At 69.3% G+C, this 18,207-nt stretch carries 16 protein-coding genes; 9 read left to right on the top strand and 7 right to left on the bottom strand.

The genetic code is table 11. The annotated features are described in order from the left end of the window. The first annotated feature begins 1 nt into the window (after position 1). Complete coding sequence (locus KV396_RS15310) at positions 2–1,189, top strand: RimK family alpha-L-glutamate ligase (protein WP_247622353.1); 1,188 nt, start codon at positions 2–4, stop codon at positions 1,187–1,189. A 62-nt stretch (positions 1,190–1,251) separates the two neighbouring features. On the opposite strand, the gene KV396_RS15305 is transcribed toward KV396_RS15310, so the two are convergent. Beyond that, positions 1,252–1,959 (bottom strand): DUF4191 family protein, encoded by a 708-nt coding sequence (locus tag KV396_RS15305; protein WP_247622354.1) that lies wholly within the window; start codon positions 1,957–1,959, stop codon positions 1,252–1,254. Between the two features lie 169 nt (positions 1,960–2,128). Here KV396_RS15305 and KV396_RS15300 point away from each other — a divergent pair, with 169 nt between their 5' ends. Next, positions 2,129–3,601 (top strand): hypothetical protein, encoded by a 1,473-nt coding sequence (locus KV396_RS15300; protein ID WP_247956256.1) that lies wholly within the window; start codon positions 2,129–2,131, stop codon positions 3,599–3,601. An 11-nt stretch (positions 3,602–3,612) separates the two neighbouring features. Here the strand turns inward: KV396_RS15300 and sucB are convergent, their stop codons facing one another. From sucB to KV396_RS15285, 3 genes are all read right to left on the bottom strand, one after another. Further along, a complete protein-coding gene (gene sucB, locus KV396_RS15295; RefSeq protein ID WP_247956255.1) occupies positions 3,613–5,385 on the bottom strand; it encodes a 2-oxoglutarate dehydrogenase, E2 component, dihydrolipoamide succinyltransferase in 1,773 nt (590 codons plus the stop codon). A gap of 69 nt (positions 5,386–5,454) precedes the next feature. Beyond that, entirely contained in the window at positions 5,455–6,828 is a 1,374-nt protein-coding gene (lpdA, locus tag KV396_RS15290) for a dihydrolipoyl dehydrogenase (protein ID WP_247956254.1), read from the bottom strand. A 1-nt stretch (position 6,829) separates the two neighbouring features. Further along, a complete protein-coding gene (locus KV396_RS15285) occupies positions 6,830–8,302 on the bottom strand; it encodes a leucyl aminopeptidase (protein WP_247956253.1) in 1,473 nt (490 codons plus the stop codon). 114 nt (positions 8,303–8,416) lie between these two features. Between KV396_RS15285 and KV396_RS15280 the strand changes: the two genes are divergently transcribed. The 3 genes from KV396_RS15280 to KV396_RS15270 all read left to right on the top strand — a co-directional run bounded on the left by KV396_RS15280 (position 8,417) and on the right by KV396_RS15270 (position 11,463). Then, complete coding sequence (locus KV396_RS15280; protein WP_247622359.1) at positions 8,417–9,358, top strand: proteasome assembly chaperone family protein; 942 nt, start codon at positions 8,417–8,419, stop codon at positions 9,356–9,358. 168 nt (positions 9,359–9,526) lie between these two features. Beyond that, positions 9,527–10,771: an RNA polymerase sigma factor gene (locus KV396_RS15275; RefSeq protein ID WP_247956252.1), complete on the top strand. Its 1,245-nt coding sequence runs from the start codon at positions 9,527–9,529 to the stop codon at positions 10,769–10,771. Beyond that, a complete protein-coding gene (locus KV396_RS15270; protein WP_247622361.1) occupies positions 10,771–11,463 on the top strand; it encodes a coenzyme F420-0:L-glutamate ligase in 693 nt (230 codons plus the stop codon). Before KV396_RS15275 ends, KV396_RS15270 begins: the two co-directional genes overlap by 1 nt. Before the next feature lie 67 nt (positions 11,464–11,530). Here the strand turns inward: KV396_RS15270 and KV396_RS15265 are convergent, their stop codons facing one another. Further along, positions 11,531–12,547 (bottom strand): sugar-transfer associated ATP-grasp domain-containing protein, encoded by a 1,017-nt coding sequence (locus tag KV396_RS15265; RefSeq protein ID WP_247956251.1) that lies wholly within the window; start codon positions 12,545–12,547, stop codon positions 11,531–11,533. 84 nt (positions 12,548–12,631) lie between these two features. Between KV396_RS15265 and KV396_RS15260 the strand changes: the two genes are divergently transcribed. Together KV396_RS15260 and KV396_RS15255 are read left to right on the top strand one after the other, a co-directional pair. After that, positions 12,632–13,336: an alanine racemase C-terminal domain-containing protein gene (locus KV396_RS15260; RefSeq protein WP_247956250.1), complete on the top strand. Its 705-nt coding sequence runs from the start codon at positions 12,632–12,634 to the stop codon at positions 13,334–13,336. Further along, positions 13,333–14,370 carry an alanine racemase gene (locus KV396_RS15255; RefSeq protein ID WP_247956249.1) on the top strand — a complete coding sequence of 346 codons (1,038 nt, stop codon included), beginning with the start codon at positions 13,333–13,335 and terminating at the stop codon, positions 14,368–14,370. The genes KV396_RS15260 and KV396_RS15255 overlap by 4 nt, the downstream gene beginning before the upstream one ends. A 79-nt stretch (positions 14,371–14,449) precedes the next feature. Here KV396_RS15255 and KV396_RS15250 read toward each other — a convergent pair whose 3' ends face one another. After that, complete coding sequence (locus KV396_RS15250; RefSeq protein ID WP_247622365.1) at positions 14,450–14,668, bottom strand: DUF7455 domain-containing protein; 219 nt, start codon at positions 14,666–14,668, stop codon at positions 14,450–14,452. Between the two features lie 179 nt (positions 14,669–14,847). Here KV396_RS15250 and KV396_RS15245 point away from each other — a divergent pair, with 179 nt between their 5' ends. Further along, complete coding sequence (locus KV396_RS15245; RefSeq protein ID WP_372491549.1) at positions 14,848–16,926, top strand: DNA gyrase/topoisomerase IV subunit B; 2,079 nt, start codon at positions 14,848–14,850, stop codon at positions 16,924–16,926. Positions 16,927–16,948: 22 nt separating this feature from the next. Here KV396_RS15245 and KV396_RS15240 read toward each other — a convergent pair whose 3' ends face one another. Then, positions 16,949–17,185: a hypothetical protein gene (locus KV396_RS15240; RefSeq protein ID WP_247956248.1), complete on the bottom strand. Its 237-nt coding sequence runs from the start codon at positions 17,183–17,185 to the stop codon at positions 16,949–16,951. Positions 17,186–17,387: 202 nt separating this feature from the next. Here KV396_RS15240 and KV396_RS15235 point away from each other — a divergent pair, with 202 nt between their 5' ends. Next, a complete protein-coding gene (locus KV396_RS15235) occupies positions 17,388–18,206 on the top strand; it encodes an alpha/beta fold hydrolase (protein WP_247956247.1) in 819 nt (272 codons plus the stop codon). Position 18,207: the final 1 nt, after the last annotated feature.

Genomic DNA, 18,207 nt, shown 5'->3' with positions numbered 1-18,207 from the left:
CGTGAAGCTCGCAGTGCTCTCCCGTGCGCCCCAGGCGTACTCCACCCAGCGCCTCCGTGCCGCCGCGCTCCAGCGCGGGCACAACGTCAAGGTGCTGAACACGTTGCGCTTCGCGATCGACCTCACCGCGGACGAACCCGACCTGCACTATCGGGGGCGTCAGCTCAGCGATTACGACGCGATCCTGCCGCGCATCGGCAACTCGATCACGTACTTCGGCACCGCCGTCGTGCGGCAGTTCGAGCAGATGGACGTCTACACCCCGAACACGGCCAACGGAATCTCGAGCGCCCGTGACAAGCTGCGCGCGAACCAGATCCTGTCGCGGCACAACATCGCCATGCCGCCCACCGCCTTCGTGCGCAACCGCGCCGACGTGCGCCCGGCCATCGAGCGCGTCGGCGGGGCTCCCGTCGTCATCAAGCTCCTGGAGGGCACGCAGGGGATCGGCGTGATCCTCGCCCCGCAGGTCAAGGTGGCGGAGGCGATCATCGAGACGCTGCACTCCACGAAGCAGAACGTGCTGATCCAGAAGTTCATCGCCGAGAGCCGGGGCCGCGACATCCGCGCGCTCGTCGTCGGCGATCGCGTCGTCGCGGCGATGCGCCGTTCGGCGGCCGGCGACGAGTTCCGATCGAACGTGCACCGTGGCGGATCGGTCGAGGCGGTCGAGCTCGATCCGGTGTACGAGCGCGCCGCCGTCCGATCCGCTCAGATCATGGGCCTGCGCGTCGCCGGCGTCGACATGCTCGAGGGTGATGACGGCCCTCTCGTGATGGAGGTGAACTCCTCGCCGGGTCTCCAGGGCATCGAGACGGCGACCAAGCTCGACGTCGCGGGAGCGATCATCGACTACATCGCCGGACAGGTCGCGTTCCCCGAGATCGATGTGCGTCAGCGCCTCACGGTCTCGACCGGGTACGGCGTCGCCGAGCTCATGGTGCACGGTGCCGTCGACCTCGTGGGCAAGACGCTCGGCGAGGCGGGCCTGTGGGAGCGCGACATCACCGTGCTGACGCTGCACCGCGGGGTGACGGTGATCCCCAACCCGCGCAAGCACGTCGTGCTCGAGGCCGATGACCGGCTGTTCTGCTTCGGCAAGCTCGACGAGATGCGCTCCATGGTGCCCGAGCGTCGCCGCCGGCGCGCCAAGGTGCGGCGCCTGCCCCGCCAGCCCCTCTCGGAATGAGAGAAGCGCGGCCGTCCCCCGAGGGGAACGGCCGCGCTTCGCCTATCTTCGTCTGTCGGGGCTCAGCGCGGACGCTGGGCGCGCACCTTGGTCGGGTCGATCCCCTTCGGGATCGGCAGCGACGACAGCGACTGCGACACCGACTCGATGCGGCGGATGACGGCGGCCATCGTGGCCTTGTCGATCGCCTTCGGGATCTTCTTGATCGTCTTGGCGAGGTCGGAGATCGCGACCTCGTCATCGCCGTGTCCGACGTAGAGCACCGTGACGGGCACGCCGTTGGCGACGCGCTGGGCCTTGCTGCGCTCCTCGTTGATCAGACGGGTGAGGCGTCCGCGCGCGCCCTCGCCGACGACGACGATGCCGCCGCGGCCGACCGCGCGGTACACGGCCTCCTGGGTCTTGGGGTTGATGCCGACCGGGGTGTCGGATGCCTGCCAGCGGCGTCCGAGGCTGGTGCTGATGACGTGGCCGGTGGCGCCGGGCATGCCGTCGATCTTCGTGTACATCGCCGAGGTCGACAGGCGGGTCATGAGGAACATCGCGGCGAGGACGCCGAGCATGAGTCCGGTGATGCCCCAGAGCAGAAGAGTCCACCACTGCAGCGGGGGGATCAGGTATCCGACGACGAGTCCGATGAGGATGCCGCCGATGAGGATCGCGAGCTGCGCCCAGGGCAGCCAGGGGTACGCCTCCTTGGTGAACCTGAAGAGGGACTTGATCTGGGAGAAGAACCCAGGACGCTTCTCGGGTTCGGGAGTCTTTGCCATAGGGACAAGCCTACCGAGTCCCCGGTGCCGCTGATGCCGTCGTTCGCGCCGAGCGGAGCGCGATCGTCAGGGCGTCGACCGCTCCTGCACAGAGCACGGATCGTGCGGATCCATCCCCATCAGTCCGTTTCCCGCTGTCGTGCCCCTGGCAGTGCGCTGTCATGGGGACATGACAGATGACGCAGCCGGCACCCCGACGCCACCGCTCGTGCCGGATGCGCACCGGGTCGTCCGTTCGCTCGACGCGGCGGAGACTCCGTTCGGCGGACTGCTCGTCACCCGCGGGGAGGGCGTGGCGGTGCAGGTGGATGCCGGGGCGCTGGCGGGATGGGCCGGCTGGGGTTTCGCCGGCGCCGAGCACATCGCCGCACCGCTCGACGTCGTGCGGCGTCGCGACGGGCACGACGTGCTGCTGCCGTGGTGCACCGAGAGGGTGACGAGCCTTCTCGCGCGTCGACACGTCGTCGACGAGCATCTGTCGCTGGGGGAGTGCAGCACGCTCGTGGCGAGCGTGCTGCGGGGGATCGACGAACTCGGGGAGCCGGGGGCACGCGAGAGCGGCACCTGGTGGGTCACCGGGGAGGGACGCCCCGTGTTCGTCGTCGGGGAGGGCGAGGCCGCGTGCGCGGGCGCGGCGCGTGTGGTCGAGCTCGTCGCGGAGGGGTGCCGCGACAGGGGAATGGGGCGCGTCCTCGCCCAGGTGCAGATGGGGCTGCATCTGGGCGCGGACCAGCCGCGCGTACCGCAACGTCGGATCGAGGAGTGGGAGGAGGCTCTCCTGCAGATCGCGTCACCGCGCCCGTTGCGGTGCGACGTGCTCACGCCCGAGCGCGCGCGAGACGTCGCCCGAGCGGCGAACGCCCGTCCGAGCGAGCGGCAGGCACTGGGGCGCCGAGGAATCGCGGGGACCGGATCGGTGGAGTCGCGTCGGGCGAGAAGGGCGGAGCGGCCCAGCCTCGTCGGTGAGGCGCTCGAAGCGCTCCGGGGGAGCGTCGCGGAGGCGGTGCAGCGCGTCGCTCGTGCGCTACCGAATCGGGACCGGCGGTCCTCGGTCGGACGCTCGGCCTCTCCGTCAGCGAGTGGCACACGGAATCGAACCGACGAGCGCGTCGCGCCCCGTTCACGTCGTCGGAGCCTTCTGATCGCCGCTGCGGCGGCGGTCGCGGTGCTGGCAGGCGGCCTGCTGTGGCCCGGCGGCGAGTCGGGGGAGGCTGCCGAAGGGCACCGCGCTCCGTCTCGGACGGCGCCCGAGAGCGCGACGGCCACGGAGCCGGCGACCGCAGACGAGACGGCGGGGGCTCCGAGCCCGACGCCGGCGGCCGAGGATCTCGGAACGAGCACCTCCGCGTCCGACGAGACGGCGGTTACGGCGGCTGCATCGCTGCTCATCGGAGCAGCCTCCTGCGCCGAAGCCGGGGCCTCATCGTGTCCGGACGTGATCGCCGAGGGATCGACGGTCGATGTCGTGGAGCTGGGCGAGGTCGCCGGCACCGAGCCCGCCATCTCTCCGGTCGACGAGTACGGCGACGTCGCGGTGATCCGTGCGGAGTCACCGGCGGCACCGCGCATTCTCGTCCTCGTGTGGATGAACGAGAAATGGCTGGTCCGCGACGTGTACGACGTCGCGGACCAGCCATCATGAGGCGTCGGTCGTCAGGCTCCGAGCTGAGCGGCGAACTGCGCCGACTCGAGGCGGGCCTTCACCGCACCGAGGAAGCGGGCTGCGTCCGCGCCATCGATGATGCGGTGGTCGTACGAGAGCGCGAGGTACACGTACGAGCGGATCGCGATCGCGTCCGAACCACCGACCTTGACCAGGCCGGGGCGCTTGACGACCGTTCCCGTTCCGAGGATCGCCGACTGCGGCAGGAAGACGACGGGGGTGTCGAAGAGCGCGCCGCGCGAACCGGTGTTCGTCAGCGTGAACGTGCCGCCGGCGAGCTCGTCGGGCTTCAGCTTGTTGTCGCGCGTGCGGGCGGCGAGATCGGCGATCTCGTGCGCGATCTCCGCGATGTTCTTCGACGCGGCGTCGCGCAGGACCGGGGTCAGCAGGCCACGCTCGGTGTCGACGGCGATCGAGAGGTTCTCGGTCGCCGGGTACACGATCTGGTCGCCGTCGACCGTGGAGTTCACGATCGGGAAGGCGCGCAGCGCCTCAGCGGCGGCCAGAGCGAAGAACGGCAGGAACGAGAGCTTGTCACCGGTCTTCTGCAGGAACGAAGCCTTCACGCTGTCGCGGTAATCCGCGAGAGCCGTGACGTCGACCTCCACGACGGTGGTCAGCTGCGCGGTCTGCTGCATCGAGGCGACAGCGCGCTCCGCCAGCACCTTGCGCAGGCGCGACATGGGCTGGGTCGTGCCGCGCAGCGGCGACACCTCCAGCGGAGCGGGTGCGGCGGGAGCCGCGGCGGCCGGAGCGGAGCCGACCGACTCGGCGGCCTTCAGCACGTCTTCCTTGCGGATACGTCCGCCGACGCCGGTGCCGGTCACGGAGGCGAGATCGACACCCTGCTGCGAAGCCAGGCGGCGCACCAGCGGGGTGACGTACAGGTTGTCGTTCTCGGCAGCGGGAGCCGGAGCAGCAGCGGGAGCCGGAGCAGGTGTCGGAGCCGCAGCAGGTGCCGGAGCCGCAGCAGGTGCCGGAGCCGCAGCAGGTGCCGGAGCAGCGGCCGGTGCGGGGGCGGCGGCCGGTGCCGGTGCAGCCGCGGGCGCCGGGGCGGCGGCCTCGGGTGCGGGAGCGGCGGCCTCGGGTGCGGCCGGCGCAGCGGTGGGAGCGGCGCCCGATCCGATGCGGGCGAGCACGGCACCGACAGAGATCGTCTCGTCCTCGGCGGCGAGGATCTCCTGCAGAACACCGGCGACGGGCGACGGGATCTCGGTGTCAACTTTGTCGGTCGAGATCTCGAGAAGGGCCTCATCGACGGCGACCTCGTCGCCGACCTGCTTCAGCCAGCGGGTGACGGTGCCCTCGGTCACGCTCTCGCCGAGTTCGGGCAGGACGATGTCCTTGGCGTCACCGGCCGGAGCTGCGGCGGCGGGAGCGGCCTCTGCGGCCGGAGCGGCCTCCGCGGCGGGAGCGGGCTCTGCGGCGGGAGCGGGCTCTGCGGCGGGAGCGGCGGCCTCGGCCGGAGCGGCCTCGGCAGCGGGAGCTGCGGCTTCGGGGGCGTCGGCCGCCGGTGCGGACGCGCTGCCGTCACCGATGCGGGCGAGCAGGGCGCCGACCTCGACGGTCTCGTCCTCGGCGACCAGGATCTCCTCGATCACGCCGGTGACCGGCGAGGGGATCTCGGTGTCGACCTTGTCGGTCGAGATCTCGAGCAGGCCCTCGTCCGCCTGCACAGTGTCACCCACCTGCTTGAGCCAGCGGGTGACCGTACCCTCTGTAACGCTCTCTCCGAGCGGGGGGAGGATAACGGATGTGCTCATGACGGAGTCTCCTTCAGAAAGTTGTTCAAACGCTTGTCTAGCTTAGTGACCCTGGGCACCGGTTGGTGTTCAGAGGGCGTGCAGGGGTTTGCCCGCGAGGGCGAGGAAGGCTTCTCCGAGCGCTTCGCTCTGCGTCGGATGTGCGTGGATGAGGGGTGCGATGTCCTCGGGGTGGGCCTCCCACGCGACGGCCAGCTGGCCCTCGGTGATCAGCTCGCCGACGCGATCTCCGAGCAGGTGCACGCCGAGGACGGGCCCGTCCTTTCGGCGCACGACCTTCACCAGGCCGCCGGTGCCGATGATCTCGCTCTTGCCGTTGCCGGCGAGGTTGTACTCGTACGAGACGATCCCATCCGCGCCGTGCTCGGCGACCGCGGCCTCCTCCGTCACGCCCACCGAGGCCACCTCGGGGCTGGAGTAGGTGACCTTGGGGATCTGGCTGTCGGGGACGTTCACGGGTGACAGGCCAGCGATCCGCTCCGCGACCGCGATTCCCTGCTGGAATCCGCGGTGCGCGAGCTGCAGGCCCGGCACGATGTCGCCGACGGCCCACACGCCCGGAACGCCGGTGCGCAGGTCGTTGTCGACGGTCACGAATCCGCGGTCGAGCACCACACCGGCTTCTTCGAAACCGAGATCGGCGGTCACCGGGCCGCGGCCGACCGCGACGAGCAGGTAGTCCGCGGTGAACTCCTTGCCGTCCTCGAGGGTCACGGTCACGGAGGCGTCGTTCTGGGTCGCGGTCTGGAAGCGGATGCCGAGCGAGTACTGGATCCCGCGGCGCCGGAAGGCGCGCTCGAGGCCCTTGCTCATCGCGATGTCCTCGTTCGGGACGAGATGGGGCAGAGCTTCGATGATGGTCACGTCGGCGCCGAACGAGCGCCACACGCTCGCGAACTCGACGCCGATGACGCCACCGCCGAGGATGAGAACGCTCTTCGGGACCTCGTCGAGGGCGAGTGCGTGCTCGCTCGTGAGGATGCGCCCGCCGATCTCGAGCCCGGGGAGCGTGCGGCTGTACGAGCCCGTCGCGAGAACGACGTCAGCGCCGACGTAGACATCGTCGCCGACGCTCACGCTGCGATCGGCGTTCAGACGTCCCACGCCTGCCACCGTCGTGATGCCCCGGGCCTTGACGAGCCCTTCGAGGCCCTTGAACTTCTTCGCGACGATGCCTTCACGGTAGGCGCGGACGCCCGCGGTGTCGATTCCGTCGAACGACGCCGTCACACCGACTGCGGCCGCGTCGCGCACGTGCTCCGCGACCTCGGCGGCGTGCAGCAGCGCCTTGGTCGGGATGCATCCGCGGTGCAGGCAGGTGCCGCCGACCTTGTCCTTCTCGATCAGGGCGACGGACTTGCCGAGCTCGCTCGCGCGCAGCGCGGCCGCATAGCCGCCGCTGCCGCCGCCCAGGACCACGATGTCGAAGGTGTGCGTCGTCATGTCAGGCCTCCTGTGCCGATGCGGCCGCGAAGGCGACGATCGACCGGACCATCGCCCCGGTCGGGCCCTTCTCGGTGAATCCGAACGGCGCGCTGCCGTTCTCGCCGGAACCGGCGATGTCGAGGTGCACCCAGGGGATGCGCGGAGCGTCCGCATCGTCGGAGACGCGTCCGACGAATCGACGGAGGAACAGCCCCGCGAACGAGGCACCCGCGGCGCGGTCGCTCATGTTCGCATTGATGAGATCGGCGATGGGCGAGTCGAGGGAATCCTCCATGTAGTCCGGCAGCGGCATCCGCCAAGCCGGCTCGTCGACGGACTCGGCCGCCGCGAGGAATCGTGTCACGGCGTCGTCGTCGCCCATGACGCCGGTGTGGCGGTGCCCGAGAGCCATGACGATCGCACCGGTGAGGGTGGCGACGTCGATGATCACGTCGGGGTTCTCCCGGCTCGCGGCGACGAGCCCGTCGGCCATGACCAGGCGTCCCTCGGCGTCCGTGTTGAGCACCTCGACCGTGGTGCCGTCGAGCATCCGCAGCACGTCACCGGGGCGCGTCGCCCGGCCGGAGGGCATGTTGTCGGCGATGCAGAGCCACGCGGTGACCCGCACGGGGAGCTCCAGCGTCGCGATCGCGCGGAGCGCCGCGAGGCTGGTGGCGGCACCCGCCATGTCGAACTTCATCCCGACCATCGATGCCGCGGGCTTCAGCGAGAGGCCGCCCGTGTCGAAGGTGATGCCCTTGCCGACCAGGGCGATGTGCTGCGTCGCGCCGGCGGGGGAGTAGTCGAGGCGCACGAGGCGCGGCGGGCGGTCGGACCCCTGTCCGACGCCCAGGATGCCGCCGTAGCCCTGCTCCGTCAGAGCCGACTCGTCGAGGATCTCGACGGTGACGTCGAGGTCGGCGACGCTGTCGACCGCGCTCTGGGCGAGATCGGCCGGGCTCTGCCACTCGGCCGGGACGTTCACGAGATCCTTGACCAGCGCCACGGCATCGCCCGTGGCCTGGATCCGGGCGACCGACGCGTCGTCGAGCGCACCGTGCAGGATGACGGCGGAGGCCCGGACGGCGGGCTTCTTGGAGCGGTAGCCGTCGAAGCGGTGGCCGCCCAGAACGGCGCCTTCCGCCGCCGCCTCGGCGTACTCCTCCAGGCCGGGTGCCAGCGCCAGCGAGACTGTTTCGAACCCGGTCAGCGAACGCAGGGCGGCGCCCGCGGCGTTCCGCACGGCTTCGGCCGACGGGGTGGCTCCGATGCCGACCACGGCGAACGGCAGGCTCGTCACCTCGGGGGCGTGCACCCGTACGAAGGCGGACGCCGAACCGGTGAAGCCGACCGCCGCGAGGGCCTCGGCGAGTCCGGGATACGACTCGAGCGACGTCGCCGCATCGGCGAGATCGGGCACGACGAGCACTGCGGCATCGGCAGCGCTTCCGGGGAACTGATCGGGGGTGTGCGAGAGCACGGGAAGCGTCATGTCCTCCATCCTAGGCAAGCTGCAGGCGGCGCGGGCGCGGACGGACGGGTGTGTGTTCGCTCTCAGCAAGACCCCGCCAGCCCCTGCGCGCCGCCGTGCTCGTAGCATGGAGGAATGCCCTTCTCCGGTGAGATCCACGAACGAGTCGCGAACGCTCCGGCGGTGCCGCCCGGACTTCCGCTGGTCATGCTGCTGACCGGCTTCACCGATGCGGGCAACGCCGTCTCCGGACTCATCGAGCACCTCCGCGAGACCGCCGACCCGCAGCCCGTCGTGGTGTTCGACAACGACGTGTTGCTCGACTATCGCGCCCGCCGTCCGGTGATCTCGTTCGATCAGGATCACCTGACGCAGTTCCGCCCCGCCAAGCTCGAGCTCTCCCTCGCGACCGACGCCCTCGGGCAGCCGTTCCTGCTGCTCGCCGGGTACGAGCCCGACTTCGCGTGGAACGCCTTCGCCCGCACGGTGCTCGATCTCGCCACCGAGTTCGAGGTCTCCGGACTGAACTGGGTGCACTCGATCGCGATGCCGGTCCCGCACACGCGCCCGATCGGCACCACCGTCAGCGGCAACCGTCGCGACCTCAGCGTCGTGCACTCGGTGTGGCGCCCGCGCACCCAGGTGCCGGCGACGGCCGGCCACCTCCTGGAATTCCGTTTCGCGGAGCGCGGCGATCGCGCCGTCGGGTTCGTGCTGCTCGTGCCGCACTACCTCGCCGAGACCGAGAACCCGAACGCCGTGATCGCGGCGGCCGAGAAGCTCATGGCGTCGACCGGGCTCGTGCTCATGCTCGACGAGATCCAGGAACGCCGCGAGGACTACCTCGCCAAGATCGACGAGCAGGTGATCGGCAACGAGGAACTGCAGCAGATGGTGCACAACCTCGAGCGTCGCTACGACGCCTACATGGCCGGCCGCAACCCCGAGGACGGCAGCTACGACGAGGGCGGCTTCAACGAGCGCGACCTCCCCAGCGCCGACGAGCTCGCCGCCGAACTCGAGCGCTACCTCGCCTCTCGGCCGTCGGGAGACGACGACAAGTCGGGGCGCGGGTGACGTTCGACGCGACGATCTCGGCGCGAATGCACCCGCATCCTTCTGCGTGTGCGATACTGGGTGTCTGACCCGTTGTCAATCGTTCCTTCCGGGGAGCGGACTTGACAAGGGTCTTACTAGTGTCCGAAATGTCCCGGAGGGGCTCTGCCGCTCCGTGAAAGGCGAAACGTGACTCCTGCCACGACCAACAAATCCCGGACGAAGAAGACTGCCGACGACGCCGACCTCGATGTGAAGGTCGAGGTCGAAGAGAAGGCTGCTCCGAAGACCGCCGCCAAGCGCGCGGCCGCGAAGCGCGCTCCGGTCAAGAAGAAGAAGGCGGACGACGTCGTCGAAGAAGACGAGGCCCCCACCGCCGCGAACGACGATGCCTCGGGCGACGACGAGGACGACGACGACAGCAAGCCGAAGTTCACCGAGCCGTTGCCGACCGGCGCGATCGTCATCTCGTCGAACGACGACGAGGACGTCCCGGTCTACTCGACGCAGATCACCGGCGCGACGGCCGACCCTGTCAAGGATTACCTCAAGCAGATCGGAAAGGTCGCGCTGCTGAACGCGGCCGAAGAGGTCGAGCTCGCGATGCGCATCGAGGCGGGTCTCTTCGCCGAAGAGAAGCTGTCGGCGATGACCGCTGCCGAGAAGACGAGCCAGCTCGGACTCGACCTGCAGTGGGTCGCCCGTGACGGTCAGCGCGCGAAGAGCCACCTGCTCGGCGCCAACCTCCGTCTCGTCGTCTCGCTCGCCAAGCGCTACACCGGCCGCGGCATGCAGTTCCTGGATCTCATCCAGGAGGGCAACCTGGGTCTCATCCGCGCGGTCGAGAAGTTCGACTACACCAAAGGTTTCAAGTTCTCGACGTACGCCACCTGGTGGATCCGTCAGGCGATCACCCGTGCCATGGCCGACCAGGCCCGCACCATCCGCATCCCGGTGCACATGGTCGAGGTCATCAACAAGCTCGCCCGCGTCCAGCGCCAGATGCTGCAGGATCTCGGACGCGAACCCACCCCCGAAGAGCTCAGCCGCGAACTCGACATGACGCCCGAGAAGGTCGTCGAGGTGCAGAAGTACGGGCGCGAGCCCATCTCGCTGCACACCCCGCTGGGTGAAGACGGCGACAGCGAGTTCGGTGACCTCATCGAGGACACCGAGGCCGTGGTCCCCGCCGACGCGGTGGGCTTCACGATGCTGCAGCGCCAGCTGGAGCAGCTGCTGGACTCGCTGTCCGAGCGTGAGGCGGGTGTCATCCGCATGCGCTTCGGCCTCGGCGACGGTCAGCCCAAGACGCTCGACCAGATCGGTGACACCTTCGGCGTGACGCGTGAGCGCATCCGTCAGATCGAGTCCAAGACGATGGCGAAGCTGCGCCACCCGAGCCGCTCGCAGTCGCTGCGGGACTACCTCGAGTGATGCAGGCGAACGAGGGCAAGGCGCTCGAGACCAGCGTCGACGGGAAGACGTTCGCGCGCATTCCGCTGCGCACGCGCGTCGTGATGCCGGACGACGACATCGACCAGGTCATCACGGAGTACGCGGCGTCCGCCGTGCAGCCGGGTGATCTGCTCTTCGTCACCGAGAAGATCGTGGCGATCACGCAGGGGCGCTCGTACCGTCTCGACGAGATCCAGCCGCGCAAGCTCGCACTCTTCCTGTCGAAGTACGTCACCCGCACCCCCTACGGGATCGGGCTCGGCATGCCGGAGACGATGGAGATGGCACTGCGCGAATGCGGAACTCCGCGCATCCTCTTCGCCGCCGCGGTGTCCGCAGTGACGAAGGCGTTCGGCCGACGCGGCGACTTCTACCGCATCGCCGGCGACAAGGCGCGCGCGATCGACGGCCCCACCAAGCACACGATCCCGCCCTACAACCAGGCGGTCGTGCTCGGGCCGAAGAACCCGCGAGAGGTCGCTGCGCGCCTCAAGACGCTGCTGGGCGGCACGGCGGAGGTCGCCGTCGTCGACATCAACGACATCGGCGGGAACATCCTCGGATCGACCCTCGACAAGGACGGCGAACGTCGGCTCGTCAAGATCCTCGGCGACAACCCCCTCGGCCAGGGCCTGGAGTCCACGCCGTTGGGCATCGTCCGCGAGATCTGACCCCGTCGAGAACGACACGGAAAAGGGCCCCGGATGCTTCGGCATCCGGGGCCCTTTCGTCGGTATCTCAGAAGCCGATGACCTCGCGGTAGCGCGGCTTGTGTCCGGTGCGGATGCCGGTGACGCTCGGCTTGTTCTCGTACACGCCCGCACCCCAGTTGCCCTCGACGAGCACGGGGCCCTCGGGGGAGACGACGATGTCCCAACCCACGTACTGCACCTGCGGGACGACGCGCGCGACCTGATCGATGAAGGCGCGCACCTCGTCCATGTAGGGGAGCTGGAAATCGGCGATCCGGAAGCCCGAGTCGGGGTGCGTCTCGTGCACATGGCCGTGCGAGTCGTAGCCGGCGCCCACGGCGTGGCCGTTCTCGTCGAGCATCGTGTAGAAGCCGCCGAAGGTCATCTGGTCACTGACCGCCCCGCGGCCGAACTTCTGCGCCATCGCGAGGATGTGCGCCTTCTCGCCGTCGAAGAACGCCGTGATCCGCGTGGTGTTGACGGTGCCGGGGCAGACCGCGGCGAGGGCGTCGTGCTGACGGATGACCTCTTCGATGAGGAGTTCGCCCCTGTTGAGGAGTCCGCGGTGGAACTCGTCCCAGTCCTCGATGTCGGCCGCGTGGTAGCGGTGCACACCGGTGCCGGCCTGGCCGACCGGCTCCTTTGTGACGATCGTGCCGAGACGCTGCGTGAGCTCACGCACGGCGTCGGCATTGCCCTCCTCGACCACCAGCCACTCCCGGTGCAGGTGGGCGGAGAAGTGCTTGTCGAACTCGACCTTGTCCTGGAAGATCCACCGGAAGTCCGGGTGGTCGTAGCGCTGCGAGAGCTGGTTGGAGACGGGGTGGGTCATGTACGTCTCGCGCTCCGCGCGGGTCAGCATCGCGAAGTCGTAGTCGATGTAGTCCTGGAACCCGACGTTGTGCCGTGCCGCCGACCAGAGCATGTCGACGACGATCGCGGGCACGGCCTTGTGGTGCTGCTCCGACGCCTCTTTCGCGCGTTCGACGACCGATCCGACGTCGATGCGTCGTGCGCGTCCGATCAGGTAGCGGATGCGGGGCGCGAGGGAAAGACGTGACATGTGACTCCGAAGGTGAGAGGGGGTTCTCCCCAGTCTACGGTGGGCACCGATCGTCTCCTGGGAGACACCGATAGGCTGGAAACCGTGCGTGACACGACTTCGAGTGCCCGGCCGCGGGCGATGATCTCCCGCTCCGCTCTGGCCTCCGGCGCTGCCGCCGCGCTCCACGCGGGCGGGCACGTCGCCGACCTGCGACGCGATGCCTGGGGGCACGGCGTGCTCGCGGTCGCGCACGCGGTGACGGCGGTCGGCGCCGAGCGCGTGCTCGTCGATTCGCCGGGCGTGCTCGAGGCGCTCGCTCTCGAGGGCATCGCGGCGACGCTCGACGGCGAGGCCGACATCGACTCGACACTGCTCTACGGCCTTCCCGATCGCGATGGCATGATGCCGGTGCGCGCGGTGATGCGCCTGCACGGTCTCGTGCTCTCGACCAAGCGCCTGCGGGCAGGCGATGCGGTGTCGTACGGCTACACGTTCCGGGCCGAGAGCGACACCACGGTGGCGCTGATCACGGGCGGCTACGCCCAGGGGATCATGCGGGCGCTCGGCAACCGCGCGTCCGTCGAGATCGACGGACGCGAACGACCTATCGTCGGGCGTGTCGCGATGGATGTCTGCGTGGTCGACCTCGGCGGGGCGGATGCCGCGGTCGGAACCGAGGCGACCTACTTCGGCGGCACGGGTCCCGCTGCTCCCGGACTGGCGCGATGGTCGGAGGTCACCGGGCTCACGATGCCCGAGCTGATCACCGTCGCCGGCATCCACGCGGATCGGGGGTGGGAGGCGTGACGCGTCCCGAACTGCGGCTCGACGGAAACGTTCTGCGCGCCAACATCGCGGCGGTGCAGCGGCGCATCGCGCCGTCCGAGCTCATGATCGTCGTGAAGGACGACGCGTACGGCCATGGGCTGCCCTGGGCGGTCGAGACGGCGATCGAGTCCGGCGTGACCTGGATCGGGAGCTTCGACGTGCGCAGCGCCATCGATGTGCGGCGAGTCGCGGGCGGCGGCGCGCGCATCTTCGCCTGGGTCACGTCCACCGACGCGGAGATCGACGAGGCGCTGCTGCACGATGTCGATCTGGGCATCGGCACGGCGGACTACCTCGACCGGGTGATCGCCCGGGCGACGGCGATCGAGGTGCGTGCGCGCGTGCACCTCAAGATCGACAGCGGGCTGCACCGCAACGGCATCCTGCCGGAGGACTGGGCGGACGCCGTCGCCACCGCGCGGGCGGCCGAGGCGGCAGGCGTGCTGGAACTCGTCGGCATCTGGAGCCACATCGCCGAAGCGAGCGATGCCGAGGACGACGAGGCTCAGGCGGTCTTCCTCGAGGCCGTGCGGCAGGTGGGCGACACGGGCGCCGCTCCGACCTTCCTCCATCTGACGGCGTCTGCGGCCTCGTGGTGGCGGCCCGAACTGCGCGGCACGCTGTCGCGCATCGGCGCGTTCTGCTACGGGGTCCGCTCGGCCGACGGCCCCGAGCTCGACGGCATCCGTCCGGTCGCGACGCTGACCGCCTCGGTGGTCGACGTCGTCGACGGCGATGCGGTCGTCGCGATCGGGAGCTTCGACGGCATCCCCTCGACGCTCGCAGGGGTCGCCGTCGGCACACCCCAGGGGGCGCGGGAGCTGCGCCGCATCGATCAGACCCGGAGCGTCGTCGCCGGGTGGCCGGGCGCTACGGTGGGCGACGTCGTGCGCGTCTTCGGAGCGGGCGAGTGGGGGGAGTCGTCCGCGACGACTCTCGCCGAGCGGATCGACACCGTGGGCGAGGAGATCCTCACCCGGCTGACCTCGCGCGTGCGCCGCGTCGTCGTCTGACGCCGAGACGCGGAACCGCGGGAGGGTATGCAGAAGGCCCTCGACGCGTCACCGCGGGAGGGCCTTCGTGGAGTCGGGGTCAGACGGCCTCGACGAGACGCGCGGTCTCATCGTGCCAACTCGTCGCGATGGCGCGGAGCTTCTCTTCGTACTTGCGTCCGTGGTGGGCGCAGAACAGGAGCTCGGAGCCGTTGACCTCGGCTGCGATGTAGGCCTGCGCGCCGCACGAGTCGCAGCGGTCTGCTGCGGTCAGGCGGAACTCGACCACGGAGGTCTCACGTTCGGTCGTTGCGTTCATCTCGGTGCCTCCTCGATTCGGGTTCGCTGGGGAGCGTGCTCAATACAACCACGGAGTGGGTGGGAGCATGCCCGGATCACGGCGTGTTTCGCTCACCGCGTACGCGCGCGGCACGCGGTGGGCCGGTCCGGGGAGTGTCGGCGGGCCGTGCGGGGTATTCGAACATAGAATCGGAGATTGTGACCGCCGAGTATTCCGCCCATCATCTCCAGGTGCTCGAAGGCCTCGAGGCTGTCCGCAAGCGTCCCGGTATGTACATCGGCTCGAACGGATCGCCCGGGCTCATGCACTGCCTCTGGGAGATCATCGACAACGCCGTCGACGAAGCCGTCGCCGGCAACGGCGCGAAGATCGATGTCATCCTGCACCCGGACGGCAGCGTCGAGGTGCACGACAACGGCCGCGGCATCCCGGTCGATGTCGAGCCGCGCACCGGTCTGACCGGTGTCGAGGTCGTCTTCACCAAGCTGCACGCCGGTGGCAAGTTCGGCGGAGGGTCGTACGCGGCCTCCGGCGGTCTGCACGGTGTGGGAGCCTCCGTCGTGAACGCGCTCTCCGAGCGTCTCGACGTCGAAGTCGATCGCGGCGGCAAGACCTACGCGATGTCGTTCCATCGCGGCGAGCCGGGCCTCTTCGACGACCGCGACGGCAAGCGACCGGATGCGGCCTTCACCCCGTTCGAGCAGAAGAGCGAGCTGCGGGTCGTCGGCAAGGCTCCGCGAGGCGTCACGGGCACGCGTATCCGCTATTGGGCCGACCGTCAGATCTTCACCAAGGACGCCGCCTTCCAGCTCGGCGACCTCGAGACGCGCGCTCGGCAGACCGCGTTCCTCGTGCCGGGGCTCGAGATCGTCGTGCGCGACGAGCGCGCGGAGGAGAACGTCGAGACGAGCTACCACTACGAGGGCGGCATCTCGGAGTTCGTCGACTACCTCGCCAGTGACCCGCCTGTCACCGACACCTGGCGCGTGCAGGGCGAGGGGACCTTCAAGGAGACGGTTCCCGTGCTGCAGGCCGACGGCCACATGGTGGCGACCGAGGTCGAGCGCGTGTGCAAGGTCGACATCGCGATGCGGTGGGGGACGGGTTACGAGACCACGACCCGGTCGTTCGTCAACATCATCGCGACGCCCAAGGGCGGTACGCACCAGCAGGGCTTCGATCAGGAGCTGCTGAAGGTGCTGCGTGCACAGGTGGAGCAGAACGCCCGTCGGCTCAAGGTCGGCAACGACAAACTCGAGAAGGACGACGTGCTCGCCGGGCTCACCGCCGTGCTCACGGTCAACGTGCCCGAGCCGCAGTTCGAGGGGCAGACCAAGGAGGTGCTCGGCACGCCCGCCGTGCGCCAGATCGTGGCCCAGGTGATCCGCAAGGATCTCGCGGCTCGTTTCAGCTCGACGAAGCGCGACGACAAGAGTCAGGCGACGCAGCTGCTCGATAAGATCGTCGCCGAGATGAAGGCCCGCGTCTCGGCGCGCGCCCACAAGGAGACGCAGCGTCGGAAGAACGCTCTCGAGTCGTCGACGCTGCCGACCAAGCTCGTCGATTGCCGTACGAACGAGGTCGAGCGCAGCGAGCTCTTCATCGTCGAGGGCGACTCGGCCCTGGGGACGGCGAAGAACGCGCGCAACAGCGAGTTCCAGGCGCTGCTCCCCATCCGCGGCAAGATCCTCAACGTGCAGAAGGCGTCGATCGGCGACATGCTGTCGAACGCGGAGTGCGCATCGATCATCCAGGTGATCGGTGCCGGCTCGGGGCGCAGCTTCGACATCGACGCCGCGAGGTACGGCAAGGTGATCCTGATGAGCGATGCCGACGTCGACGGCGCCCACATCCGCACCCTGCTGCTCACCCTCTTCTTCCGCTACATGCGGCCGCTCATCGAGCACGGGCGTGTGTTCGCCGCAGTGCCGCCGCTGCACCGTGTCGTGGTCATGAACCCGGGCTCCAAGCCGAACGAGACGATCTACACGTACAGCGAGCAGGAGATGCACGCGTTGCTGGCCAAGCTCCGCAAGGCCGGCAAGCGCTGGCAGGAGCCGATCCAGCGGTACAAGGGTCTGGGTGAGATGGATGCCGAGCAGTTGGCGAACACCACGATGGACCGCTCGGGGCGTCTGCTCCGACGCGTGCGCATGGAGGATGCCGAAGCCGCCGGTCGTGTCTTCGAACTGTTGATGGGCAACGAGGTCGCTCCGCGTCGCGAGTTCATCATCGACTCCTCCGACCGTCTGTCGCGCGAGGCGATCGACGCCTAGGTCGCGTTTCCGCGAGCAAGGCTCATCGAGAGGGGCCGACGTCGTCCGTTCGACCTGCGTCCGCGCGGAACACGACGCGAGCGATCAATGCGGCACCACCGAGGAGGCAGAGCAACGCGAGGCCCCAGGCAACGAAGCCGAGCCACGGATTCGGATCGATCCACGCCTGAGCCTCGTCCGTTCCCTTGGCGAGCATCCAGGCGAGAAAGACTCCGATGAGAACGCTGCCCGCAAGAATGAGTCCGATCTTCTTTGCCACCCTCCGAGGCTACCCGAGAGGCCGCGCCGCGATGCGATGAGCGCGGTGGAGATCAGACCAGCGTGCGTCCGATACTGCCGATGACACCATCCGTCGGCTGAGCCGAGGCGTCGCGTCGCTCCACGTCGCGAGTTCATCATCGACTCCTCCGACCGTCCGTCGCGCGAGGCGATCGACGCCGAGATCGTCATAGGGTCGGAGCATGAGCGCTCTCGACCGACGTCTCGACCGGCCCGGAGCCGTGATCGCTTTCGCCGATGGCGGGGGAGACGGGCACCCGGTGCTGCTCCTGCACGGTGCCGGGATGGACCACACCATGTTCGACGCGCAGGCGGAGGCTCTCACGGCTGCCGGCCTGCGCGTGCTGCGTGCGGACCTCCGCGGGCATGGGGAGTCCTCCCTCGACGAGGGGGCGCGGTTCTCGGCGGACGCGGCCCTCGGCGACATCGCGGCCCTGCTGGCGGAGCGCCGGATCGACCGAGCCGTCATCGTCGGCCATTCGCTCGGCGGTAACCTCGCCCAGGCGTACGCGGCCGCCCAGCCCGACCGGGTCAGCGGAGTGATCGTGATGGATGCGAGTTGGAACGCCGGACCGCTGTCGAGTGTCGAACGCCTCGCCCTTCGTCTCGCCGCTCCGATGCTTGCTCTGGTGCCGTCTCGTCGATTGCCGGGGATGATGGCGCGTGCCTCGGCCGTGTGGGCATCCGCGATCGCGCGCACGGAGGAGACGTTCGCCCGGATGCCGAAGCCGGTCTTCCTCGATGTCTGGCGCGCGACGGTATCCCTGGTCGCGCCCGAGCCGGCCTATCGCTCGCCGGTGCCCCTCGGACTGATTCGCGGGGCCGAGGATCGGACGGGCAACATCGCCGTAGCCATGCCGCGATGGGCGGACGTCGAGGGGGTCGCCGAGTACGTCATTCCCGACGCCGGACACGTCGTCACCTGGGATGCGCCGGACGAGACGTCCGCCGCACTCCTGGGTATCCTCGCCGAGGACCGCTTCGTCGCCGCGATGCGATGAG

The organism is Microbacterium galbinum, assembly GCF_023101185.1.
GTDB lineage: Bacteria > Actinomycetota > Actinomycetes > Actinomycetales > Microbacteriaceae > Microbacterium > Microbacterium galbinum.
The sequence above is the reverse complement of the archived record's forward strand: the minus strand, read 5'-3'. Positions and strand labels throughout refer to the sequence as shown.

Excerpts from the sequence above, each read along its gene's own strand:
- KV396_RS15305 (WP_247622354.1), bottom strand. The coding sequence starts at position 1,959 with ATGGCAAAGACTCCCGAACCCGAGAAGCGTCCTGGGTTCTTCTCCCAG.
- KV396_RS15300 (WP_247956256.1), top strand. The coding sequence starts at position 2,129 with ATGACAGATGACGCAGCCGGCACCCCGACGCCACCGCTCGTGCCGGAT.
- sucB (WP_247956255.1), bottom strand. The coding sequence starts at position 5,385 with ATGAGCACATCCGTTATCCTCCCCCCGCTCGGAGAGAGCGTTACAGAG.
- lpdA (WP_247956254.1), bottom strand. The coding sequence starts at position 6,828 with ATGACGACGCACACCTTCGACATCGTGGTCCTGGGCGGCGGCAGCGGC.
- KV396_RS15285 (WP_247956253.1), bottom strand. The coding sequence starts at position 8,302 with ATGACGCTTCCCGTGCTCTCGCACACCCCCGATCAGTTCCCCGGAAGC.
- KV396_RS15280 (WP_247622359.1), top strand. The coding sequence starts at position 8,417 with ATGCCCTTCTCCGGTGAGATCCACGAACGAGTCGCGAACGCTCCGGCG.
- KV396_RS15270 (WP_247622361.1), top strand. The coding sequence starts at position 10,771 with ATGCAGGCGAACGAGGGCAAGGCGCTCGAGACCAGCGTCGACGGGAAG.
- KV396_RS15265 (WP_247956251.1), bottom strand. The coding sequence starts at position 12,547 with ATGTCACGTCTTTCCCTCGCGCCCCGCATCCGCTACCTGATCGGACGC.
- KV396_RS15250 (WP_247622365.1), bottom strand. The coding sequence starts at position 14,668 with ATGAACGCAACGACCGAACGTGAGACCTCCGTGGTCGAGTTCCGCCTG.
- KV396_RS15235 (WP_247956247.1), top strand. The coding sequence starts at position 17,388 with ATGAGCGCTCTCGACCGACGTCTCGACCGGCCCGGAGCCGTGATCGCT.